The following is a 10,226-nucleotide window of genomic DNA, read 5'->3' as shown; positions in this document are numbered from 1 at the left end:
CCGCCCCCGCCCCCCGCGGCCGGCCGCCGCCCCACCCACGGCCGGCCGCCCCCGCCCCCGGGGGCCGGCGCGCCGCACATCGGGGTGTGGCTCGCCGTTCGTGGCTCCGCGGTGGGTTGGCTACGGGTGTTCCACCCCGTCCTCCAGGCGCTGGCCCCGCAGCAGGAACCAGGAGGCCGCCGCCGCGGCCAGGAGGACCGCGGCGCCGACGCCGGCCGCGAGGGTCAGGCCGTCGACGAAGGCCTGGCGGGCGGAGTCCAGCAGGGCCCCGGCCGTGTCGGCGCGGAGACCGGCGGCGGCCTCCACCGCGCCGCCCAGTGACTCGTGTGCCGCCGCCGGAGTGCCCGCCGGACCGGTGAAGTCTCGGTAGACGCCGGTCACGATCGAGCCGAGCACCGCGATGCCGAGCGCGGCGCCGAGTTCGTACGCCGTCTCGGAGACCGCGGAGGCGGCGCCCGCCTGCTCCTTGGGCACGCTGGAGAGGATCACGTCGGCGGTGACGGTGAACGAGAACCCGGCGCCGATGCCGACGACCAGCAGGGCCGCGCCGAGCAGCGGGTAGCCGGTGTTCTGCCCGATGACGGTCAGCGCGGCGAGCGCGAGGCCGACGGCGGCGAGACCGCCGGCGACCACGGCACGGACCGAGAAGCGCCGGGCCGCGCGGCCCGCGATCAGACCGGCCACCACCGCGCCGACGGCGGCCGGCAGCTCGGCCAGACCCGCCTCGAAGGGGCGCCTGCCCTGGACCAGTTGCAGGTACTGGGAGAGGAAGAACACCAGCCCCGACAGGCCCAGGATGGTCAGCAGGTCGGCCAGGACCGCCCCGCTGAAGCCCCGGCTGCGGAACAGCCGCATGTCGAGCAGCGGCTTCGGCATCGTCAGCTGACGGCGTACGAAGCCGTAGAGCGCGGCGGCGCCCAGCAGGCCCGCGGCGAGCGTGGCCCACGCGAACCCGTGCGCGGCGGCCTCCTTGACGGCGTACACGACACCGACCATGCCGACCAGGGAGAGGGTGACGCTCAGCAGGTCCCACGGGCCGGGGTTGGGGTTGCGGGACTCGGGCAGCAGCTTGGCGCCGACGACGACCAGGACGGCCATCACGGGCAGGTTGATCAGGAAGACCGAGCCCCACCAGAAGTGCTCCAGCAGGAACCCGCCGACGATCGGGCCGACCGCCGTGCCGGCGGAGGCGGTGGCGCCCCAGATGCCGACGGCGAGGCTGCGTTCGCGCGGGTCGTGGAAGAGGTTGCGGATCAGGGCGAGGGTGGCCGGCATCAGCGTGGCGCCGGCGACGCCGAGCAGGGCCCGGGCGAAAATCATCAGCTCGGGCGTGTGCGCGTAGGCGTTGAGCACGGATATCGCGCCGAACGCCGTGGCGCCCACGAGCAGGATCCGCTTGCGGCCGATGCGGTCGCCGAGGCTGCCCATGGAGACGAGCAGACCGGCGATGACGAAGGAGTAGACGTCGCCGATCCAGAGCAGCTGGGTGCCGGACGGGGCGAGGTCCTCACTGATGTAGGGGGTCGCGAGACCGAGCACGGTCGCGTCGACGGCCACCAGCAGCACGGCCAGCACGAGGACGGACAGCGCGAGCCAGCGGCCGGGGCGCTTCACCGCCTCGGTCGTGTGCGCCGACTGCAGGGTGCGGGTCATGATCCCTCTCTCCGGAGTGCGCCGCCGAGCAGCAGCTCGACGATCATGTGGGGGAAGTCGTTGCGGGCCACGCGGCCCTCGGTCACGGCCCAGGCGCCGGCGCCGATCAGGCCGTAGAGGGCCTCGGTGAGCCAGGCCGGGGTGAGGTCGATGCGGAACTCGCCGCTCTCCTGGCCCCGGCGGAACAGCGCGGCCAGTCGGGCGTCGATGCGGGCCCAGCCCTCGTTCTGCTCCTCGCCCTCGAACAGCTGGTTCTCGGTGTAGAGGAAGGCGATCAGACCGGCGGCGGGCTCGACCTCGCCGACGAGCCGGCGGACCGCGTCGGCGGCCGCTCCGTCGTCGAGGCGGGCCGCCGCCAGGGCGGCCTCGCACTCGGCGATACCGAGCGCCTCCAGCGCCCGGACCAGCGCGTCCCGCCCGGCGAAGTGCCGGTGCAGCGTGGCCCGGCTGATCCCGGCCGCCCGCGCCACCTCGTCCATCGTCGCGGTGGCTTTGCGGGTCAGCAGGGACGCGGCGTCGCGCAGTACCTGGTCTCGATCAACGGCCATGAGACAACGATAACCCATATGAGACACCTTTGTCTCACACTGGGCATGCGTGACTCACCTCTCGGAGGTGGTCACGGCTTCCGGAGGGCTCAGTGCCAGGGCAGCTGCCCGCGGTGCTCCCAGTAGGCGTTCGGTTCCTCGACGAGCGCGCCGAGGCGTGCCACCTGGTCCTCGTCGAAGTCGACGACGGCGGCGTGCAGGTTCGAACCGAGCTGGTTCACGGTCGCGGCCCCGGAGAGGACCACGCCCGCCCAGGGCTGGCGCAGGACCAGCGCGAGGGCGACCGCGTCGCAGCCCAGGGTCGTCTCCTCGGCCACGGCCTTCAGGACCTCGGGCGCCTGCGGATCGGCGAGACGGCCGTTGGCCATGCCCTCCTTGACGATCACGGTGAGCCCTGCCTCGTGCGCCTCGGCCAGCGCGGGCCCGGCGGAGGTCTCCAGCGCGTTGTACGTCGACTGGACGGTGCGGAAGAGGGGTTCGCCGTCCACGGTCACCGCGAGCGCGGCGCGGATCGCCTCGGCCTGGGCGGGGCCGCTGGTGGAGAAGCCGACGGTGACCCCGCGCGCGGCGGCCTCGGCCAGCTTCGCGTGCAGTTCCTTGTCGGTGAGGGCCGGACTGTCGGGGGTCAGCGAATGGATCTGGTAGAGGTCGAGCCGGTCGCCGAGCAGGGCGTCGGTCTCGCCGCGCTGGCGTTCGTACGTCGCCGCGCCGTGGTCCTTGACCTCGTGCCGCTCGGCGTCGGCCGACCAGTCGGCGGTGTAGGTGTAGCCCCATTTGCTGCCGACGATCACGTCGTCGGCCTCCGGGCGTTCCCGGAGCCAGTCGGCCAGGAACTCCTCCGAGCGCCCGTAGGAGCGGGCCGCGTCGAAGTAGCGCACGCCCTGGGCGTAGGCGGCGTCGAGGAGGTCGTGGGTCCGCTCGCGCATCGCGTCGACGGTGCGGTCGGCCGGCAGGTCGTGGTCGCGGCCGAGGTTGATGTAGCCGGGGCGCCCGACGGCGGCGAGACCGAGGCCGATATGGCAGGTCGGGGTCGTTGCTGTGGCCAGTCGGGCGAAGGGCATCGCGGGCTCCGTTCGGTCGGCTCCGGTGAGGCTTGCGACCAACGTAACCCGCGACGGCCTCGGCTTCAGAGCACGGTGCGGGCGGTGGTTCGGCGGGTGCGGGTGCGTCGTGGCTATGCGCGCGGTTCCCCGCGCCCCTGCGGGACGCTCGTCTTGGCGTTCGCCCACGCGTGCTGGCCGGCCACGTCCGCCTTCACCTCGGCGAGCTGGACGGCGACCGCCTCGGGCGCCGTGCCGCCGCGGCCGTTGCGGGAGGCCAGGGCGCCGGGGACGTCGAGCACCGAGCGGACCTCGGGGGTGAGGTGGGCGGAGATCTTCGCGAACTGCTCGTCGGTCAGCTCGTCCAGTTCCTTGCCCTCGGCCTCGGCGGCCTTCACGCACTCGCCGGCCACCTCGTGCGCGACGCGGAACGGGACGCCCTGCCGGACCAGCCACTCGGCGATGTCGGTGGCCAGCGAGAAGCCGGCGGGGGCCAGTTCCTCCATGCGCTCGCGGTGCACGGTGAGGGTGGCCATCATGCCGGTGAAGGCGGGGAGCAGGATCTCCAGCTGGTCGATGGAGTCGAAGACAGGCTCCTTGTCCTCCTGGAGGTCGCGGTTGTACGCGAGCGGGAGGGCCTTGAGGGTGGCCATCAGGCCGGTCAGGTTGCCGATCAGGCGGCCGGACTTGCCCCGGGCCAGCTCGGCGATGTCCGGGTTCTTCTTCTGCGGCATGATCGACGACCCGGTGGAGAAGGCGTCGTGCAGGGTCACGAAGGAGAACTCCTTCGTGTTCCAGATGATGATCTCCTCGGCGATGCGGGAGACGTTCACGCCGATCATCGCGGTGATGAAGGCGAACTCGGCGACGAAGTCGCGGGAGGCGGTGCCGTCGATGGAGTTGCCGGCGCTGCCGTGCTCGAAGCCGAGGTCACGGGCGACGGCCTCCGGGTCCAGGCCGAGACTGCTGCCGGCGAGCGCGCCCGAGCCGTACGGCGACACGGCGGTGCGCGCGTCCCACTGCCGCAGCCGCTCCGCGTCCCGGCCGAGCGCCTGGACGTGTGCGAGGACGTGGTGTGCGAAGAGCACGGGCTGGGCGTGCTGGAGGTGGGTGCGGCCGGGCATGGCGACGTCCGGGTGGGCCTCGGCGAGGCCGACGAGCGCGTCCTGGAGGTCGGCGATCAGACCGCCGACGGTCCGGGCGTGGTCGCGCAGGTACATCCGGAAGAGGGTCGCCACCTGGTCGTTGCGGGACCGGCCGGCGCGCAGCTTGCCGCCGAGGTCGGGGCCGAGCCGCTCCAGCAGGCCGCGCTCCAGGGCGGTGTGCACGTCCTCGTCGGCGATGGTGCCGGTGAAGGAGCCGTCGGCGACGTCGGCCTCGAGCCGGTCGAGGCCGTCGATCATCCGGGTCAGCTCGTCCTCGGTGAGCAGGCCGGCCTTGTGCAGCACGCGCGCGTGGGCACGCGAACCGGCGATGTCGTAGGGCGCGAGCCGCCAGTCGAAGTGCACGGACGCGGACAGCTTCGCCAGGGCCTCGGCGGGACCGTCGGCGAAACGGCCGCCCCAGAGCCGGACGTCACCGCTGTTGCTGCTCACTTGGGTCGCTCCTCACCGTACGGTCACTGTCCTGCATGAGTATGCAGAACTCTGCATGATTCGTCAATCTCGCGAGGTGGCGGTGACGCTCGCGCCCCTCGCCCCCATAATCGTTAGCCATGGGAAAGACTTATGAGCGCATAGACGGCAGACTCCGCACCTTCATCGAGGCGCAGCCCCTCTTCTTCACCGCCACCGCTCCCCTGGCCGGTGACGGCACGGTGAACCTGTCCCCCAAGGGCCTCACGGGCAGCTTCGCGGTGCTGGACGAACTCACCGTCGCCTATCTCGACTTCGCCGGCTCCACCGCCGAGACCATCGCCCACCTGCGGGAGAACGGGCGGATCACCCTGATGTGGTGCGCGTTCCAGGGCCCGCCGAACATCGTCCGGGTGCACGGCCGCGGCGAGCCCGTCTTCCGCGACGACCCGCGCTTCCCCGGCCTCCTCGGCCACTTTCCCGACATCGACAGCACCGCGCACGGACTGCGCGCGATCATCGTCGTGACCGCAGAACTGGTCCGCGACTCCTGCGGCTACGCCGTCCCCTTCATGGCGTACGACAACGACCGGGACCTGCACGCCAAGCGGTTCGCCCGGGAGGACGACGCGTCGCTCAGCGCGTATTTCACCAAGAAGGACCACGTGGCGACGAGCCTGGACGGCCTTCCCGGGCTGCCGTTGCCGCTGCCCCCCTCTACCGTCTGAGCCATGCGCCCCGGTGTCGTAGCCGTCCTCGTCTCCGCGTCCCTCCTCACGCTCGGTGCCGCGCCGCCCGGCGCGTCCGCCTCTCGGCCGCTGCCCGCCCGGATGGCGGACACCGGCGGCGGCACCCAGCTGATCACCGCGGTCGCACCGGGCACCGGCTCGACGACGGGCACGGTCACCTGGTGGGACCGCAGGGGCGCCGGTGACGGCCGGTGGGTGCGCGCCGGATCCGCGCCCGCCCGATTCGGGGCCGGGGGACTGACCGACGGGGCGACACGCGTGCAGGGCACGAACACCACCCCGACCGGGCTGTACGACCTGCCGTACGCCTTCGGCATCCGGGCGGCGCCGCGCGGCACGGCGTACCGGTACCGCCCGGTGCGCCAGGACTCCTGGTGGTGCCAGGACAACGCCTCGCGCGCCTACAACCGCTGGACCGAACCACGCCCCGCCGACTGCCGCGCCGCCGAGGCCGAGCACCTGGTCACCTACACGGCGCAGTACGCCCACGCCCTGGTCGTGGGCTTCAACTACCACCGCCCCGTGCGCGGCCGCGGCGCGGGCATCTTCCTGCACGTCAACGGACGTGGGGCGACGGCCGGCTGCGTGTCGGTGCCGGCGGAGGCGATGCGACGCATCCTGCGGTGGGCCGAGCCCTCGGAGCGCCCGCACCTCGCGATCGGCACCACCGGCGGGGCGACGGCGATCACGCGCTACTGACCGGCGACAGGAGTGCCGGCCCGGACTGAACGCTCGGGCGGCGCGGCGCGTATCTGTGGGCCAAGGGTCAAGTCCCCACGGAGGAACCGTGACCACCACGCTCGCCGGCGGCCGTGCCGCCCGCCGTCAGACGATGCGGCGCATCCGTCCGCGCCGCTCCCCCGCCGTCCCCCTGCTGCTCGCCGTGTGGGCGGGCGCGGCGGGCGTGTTGTGGCTGTGGTGGCGCAACACGCCCGCCATCTCCGACCAGACCGGCATGATCCTGAACGCGGGCCGGATCACCGGTCTGCTCGCCGGGTACCTGATGGCGCTGGTGGTGCTCCAGATGGCGCGGGTGCCGGCGCTGGAGCGGCGGGTTGGCTCCGACCGGGTCGCCCGCTGGCACGCCATGACCGGCCGCTACACGCTCTGCCTGGTCCTCGCCCATGTCTTCCTGATCATGTGGGGCTACGCCGCGCAGGCCGGCAAGGGCCTCGGTGACATCGTCGGCCAGACGGTCGACTCCGTGAACCAGCTGCCCGACATGGGCAAGGCCGCCATCGGCACCGGACTGCTGTTCGTCATCGGGCTGATGTCGATCGGCCCGGTCCGCCGGCGCATCCCGTACGACGCCTGGTACCACGTGCACCTGCTGACGTACGCGGCCCTGTTCCTGACCTTCTGGCACCAGCTGAGCACCGGCAACGACTTCGCGGTCGAGCCGGTCGCCAAGACCGTCTGGTACGTCCTGTACGGGTCGGTGACGGCGCTCGTCCTCTGGTACCGGGTGCTGACGCCGCTGCGTCTCAACCTGCGGCACCGGATGCGGGTGGAGGCGGTGATCGAGGAGACGCCCGGCATCGTGTCGGTGCTGATCGGCGGGCGCCGGCTGCACCGGATGGGCGCGGAGGCCGGGCAGTTCTTCCGCTGGCGGTTCCTGGCGCCGGGGATGCGGTTCAGCTCCCACCCGTACTCGCTGTCGGCGGCGCCGCGCCCGGACATGCTGCGGATCACCGTGAAGGCGATCGGCGACCACAGCGCCCGGCTGCGCGAGCTGGAGCCGGGCGCCCGGGTCTGGGCCGAGGGTCCGTACGGCGCCCTGACCGCGCAGCGCCGCAGCCGCGGCAAGGTGCTGCTGGTGGCGGGCGGGGTCGGGATCACGCCGATGCGGGCGCTGTTCGAGACGCTGCCCGGCGCGTCGGGTGACATCACGCTGCTCTACCGGGCCAACAGCACGCAGGAGCTGGCGCTGTGGGACGAGCTGGCCGGGATCGCCGAGGAGCGCGGGGCCCGGCTGATGTACGCGGTCAACAGCCCGGACGGGGAGCGCCCGGACATCTCCGCGGAGACCCTGAGCCGCAAGATCCCGGACGTCGAACGCCACGACGTCTTCCTGTGCGGGCCGCCGGGTTTCGCCCAGTCGGTGTACGAGGCACTGCGCGGCGCGGGGGTCCCCGCCCGCCGTATCCATCACGAGTCGTTCGAGATGTGAGCGACGGACATCAGGAGTCCAGGACAGATGAGGAAAAGTCACCCCGTTCGGCGTGCCGTGCTCGCCGGCGCCGCGACCGTGTCCGGGATCGTGCTGCTGCTGTCGCTGAAACCGGCCTCGGACCCGGGCTCCGCCTCGGCGGCGGGCGGCGCCGCCCCGCCGGCGGCCGCGCAGTCGCCGCAGGGCGGCCGGGGCGCCGGGTCCGGCACGGTCACCGGAGACGCGGCCGGCACCCAGTACGGGCCGGTGCAGGTGCGGCTCACGGTGAGCGGCGGGAAGATCACCGGGGCCGAGGCGGTGCAGGCGCCCAAGGGCGGGCAGAGCGACCAGGTCACCGCCGACGCGGTGCCCAAGCTCAACCAGGCCGCCGTCAGCGCGGGCACCGCCGACATCGACGCCGTCTCGGGCGCCACGTACACCAGCGCCGGATACGTGAAGTCCCTCCAGTCGGCGCTGGACAAGGTCGCGGCGGCCTCCGCGGGACAGGACTCGGGCGAGGGAGCGGGCTCGGGCTCGGGCTCGGGCTCGGGGCAGGGCTCCGGCGACGGGGCGGGCGAAGAGCTGGGCGGTGCCGGGCAGGGCACGCAGGTGCTCACCGGTGACGTCGCGCAGACCCAGTACGGGCCCGTCCAGGTGCGCGTCACCATCAGCGGCGGGAGGATCACCGACGCCGAGACCCTTCAGGCGCCCAAGGGCGGACGGAGCGACCAGGTCACCGCCGACGCGGTGCCCAAGCTCGACCAGGCCGCCGTCACCGCGGGCACCGCCGACATCGACGCCGTCTCCGGCGCCACGTACACCAGCGCCGGATACAAGCAGTCCCTGCAATCGGCGCTGGACCGGGCCGGTGGCTGACACCGTGGCCGAGTCCGCACAGGCTCCCGCCGCGGTGCGTCACGTGGAGGAGACGATGGGGACCGTCTTCTCCTTCGACGTCCGCGGCGGGGAACCCACGGCCGTACGGGCGGCGTTGGACGAGGCCGTCGCCGGGCTGCGCCGGGCCGACGAGGTGTTCAGCACCTACCGCGACGACAGCCAGGTCTCCCGGCTGGCGCACGACGAGGTGACCGTCGACGCGTGCGCGCCCGAGGTCGCCGAGGTGCTGGAGCTGGCGGCCGAGGCGGAGCGGGTGAGCGACGGCTGGTTCAGCACGCGGTACGGGGGCCGGCTCGATCCGACCGGGATCGTCAAGGGCTGGGCCGTGGAGCGCGCCGCCCGGCGGATCGCGGCGGCCGGCGCGACGGGCGTCAGCCTCAACGGCGGCGGGGACGTGCAGTTGCTCGGGTCGCCGGGGTCGGGGCGGCCCTGGCGGGTCGGGGTGTCGGACCCGCTGCGGCCCGGCGGGCTCGCGGCCGTGGTCTCCGCGGCGGGGGCGGCCGAGCTGGCCGTGGCGACGTCCGGCAGCGCCGAGCGCGGCGCGCATGTCGTCGACCCGCGCACCGGGCGTTCGGCGGTCACCGACCTGTTGTCCGTGACCGTGGTGGCACCCCGGCTGACCTGGGCGGACTGCTGGGCGACGGCGGCGTTCGCGATGGGTTCGCGGGAGGGGCTGCGGTGGCTGGAGTCGCTGTCCGGCGTCGAGGGGCTGCTGATCACGGCCGGGGACGAGGTGCGGTGTACTGGTGGACTGGCGGCCTGGCTGGGCTGAACCCGGCCGACGGGTCACCGCGCGCCGCCGGGCAGTTGTCCGCACCCGCTGGAGGAGGCCGCATGGCAGACGCGAGCGATATCGAGGCCGTCGTGTTCGATGTGCTCGGCACGATGGTCGACGAACCGGGGGGACTGCGCACGGCGTTGCGCGAGGCGGTGCCCGAGGCCGACGAGGCGTCGGTCGGCCACCTGCTGACGATGTGGCAGGAGCACGTGGAGCACGAGGTGGGGCGCATCGTCGCGAAGGAGCGGCCGTACGCCGACTCCCGGGTCCTCGACCGCGAGGCGGCGGAGCGGGTCGCCGAGCACGCCGGGCTCACCGACGAGGCCGCCGTCGCGCGGCTGGCCACCGCCGGCCGGCGCCTGGAGCCGTGGGACGACTCCGTCGCGGGTCTCGCGCGGCTGGCCGAACGGTGCCCGGTCCTGGGGCTCTCCAACGCGAGCCGCGCATCGCTGCTCCGCCTCAACGCGTACGCGGGGCTGCGCTGGCACCAGGCCCTGTCGGCCGAGGACGCCCGGGCGTACAAGCCGGCGCCGGAGGTCTACCGCCTCGCCCTCACCGCGGCCGGCTGTCCGCCGGAGCGGGTGCTGATGGTCGCCGCCCACGCCTGGGACCTGCGCGGCGCCCGGGCCGTGGGCATGCGCACCGCCTACGTCCGGCGCCCGGTGGGTGACCCGCCGCGCGGCACGGACGCCTTCGACTGGGCGCTGGACGGTCTGGCCGAGCTGGTCGCGGTGCTGACGGAGGGCTAGGGCCTGTCTGACAATTCCCGTCTGCCTCGCGACGCCATGCACGCACTCTCGCCGCACCGGGCGCAGAGCCAAGTACACCCAGTACGAGG

Annotated in this window: 10 protein-coding genes; 6 read left to right on the top strand and 4 right to left on the bottom strand. The window is 73.5% G+C overall.

The window, feature by feature from the left end; genetic code table 11:
- Positions 1 to 120: 120 nt before the first annotated feature.
- From ACFWR9_RS41735 to argH, 4 genes are all read right to left on the bottom strand, one after another.
- Positions 121 to 1,653 (bottom strand): MFS transporter, encoded by a 1,533-nt coding sequence (locus ACFWR9_RS41735; protein WP_383852625.1) that lies wholly within the window; start codon positions 1,651 to 1,653, stop codon positions 121 to 123.
- Positions 1,650 to 2,201 (bottom strand): TetR/AcrR family transcriptional regulator, encoded by a 552-nt coding sequence (locus ACFWR9_RS41730; RefSeq protein WP_383852623.1) that lies wholly within the window; start codon positions 2,199 to 2,201, stop codon positions 1,650 to 1,652. The genes ACFWR9_RS41735 and ACFWR9_RS41730 overlap by 4 nt, the downstream gene beginning before the upstream one ends.
- An 89-nt stretch (positions 2,202 to 2,290) precedes the next feature.
- Complete coding sequence (locus ACFWR9_RS41725) at positions 2,291 to 3,262, bottom strand: aldo/keto reductase (RefSeq protein WP_383852621.1); 972 nt, start codon at positions 3,260 to 3,262, stop codon at positions 2,291 to 2,293.
- Positions 3,263 to 3,375: 113 nt separating this feature from the next.
- Positions 3,376 to 4,836 carry an argininosuccinate lyase gene (gene argH, locus ACFWR9_RS41720; protein WP_383852619.1) on the bottom strand — a complete coding sequence of 487 codons (1,461 nt, stop codon included), beginning with the start codon at positions 4,834 to 4,836 and terminating at the stop codon, positions 3,376 to 3,378.
- Between the two features lie 119 nt (positions 4,837 to 4,955).
- Between argH and ACFWR9_RS41715 the strand changes: the two genes are divergently transcribed.
- From ACFWR9_RS41715 to ACFWR9_RS41690, 6 genes are all read left to right on the top strand, one after another.
- Entirely contained in the window at positions 4,956 to 5,543 is a 588-nt protein-coding gene (locus ACFWR9_RS41715) for a pyridoxamine 5'-phosphate oxidase family protein (RefSeq protein ID WP_383852616.1), read from the top strand.
- Between the two features lie 3 nt (positions 5,544 to 5,546).
- Complete coding sequence (locus tag ACFWR9_RS41710; RefSeq protein ID WP_383852613.1) at positions 5,547 to 6,263, top strand: L,D-transpeptidase family protein; 717 nt, start codon at positions 5,547 to 5,549, stop codon at positions 6,261 to 6,263.
- Between the two features lie 88 nt (positions 6,264 to 6,351).
- On the top strand, positions 6,352 to 7,734 hold the full coding sequence (locus ACFWR9_RS41705) for a ferric reductase-like transmembrane domain-containing protein (RefSeq protein WP_383852611.1): 1,383 nt from the start codon (positions 6,352 to 6,354) through the stop codon (positions 7,732 to 7,734).
- Between the two features lie 27 nt (positions 7,735 to 7,761).
- Positions 7,762 to 8,589 carry an FMN-binding protein gene (locus ACFWR9_RS41700; protein WP_383852608.1) on the top strand — a complete coding sequence of 276 codons (828 nt, stop codon included), beginning with the start codon at positions 7,762 to 7,764 and terminating at the stop codon, positions 8,587 to 8,589.
- Positions 8,590 to 8,644: 55 nt separating this feature from the next.
- Positions 8,645 to 9,382: an FAD:protein FMN transferase gene (locus ACFWR9_RS41695; protein ID WP_383852629.1), complete on the top strand. Its 738-nt coding sequence runs from the start codon at positions 8,645 to 8,647 to the stop codon at positions 9,380 to 9,382.
- 62 nt (positions 9,383 to 9,444) lie between these two features.
- A complete protein-coding gene (locus ACFWR9_RS41690) occupies positions 9,445 to 10,137 on the top strand; it encodes a haloacid dehalogenase type II (RefSeq protein ID WP_383852606.1) in 693 nt (230 codons plus the stop codon).
- The last annotated feature ends 89 nt before the right edge of the window (positions 10,138 to 10,226 follow it).

This window comes from Streptomyces sp. NPDC058534, assembly GCF_042717365.1.
GTDB lineage: Bacteria > Actinomycetota > Actinomycetes > Streptomycetales > Streptomycetaceae > Streptomyces.
Note: the sequence above shows the minus strand (reverse complement) of the source record. Positions and strands in the feature narration are given on the sequence as shown.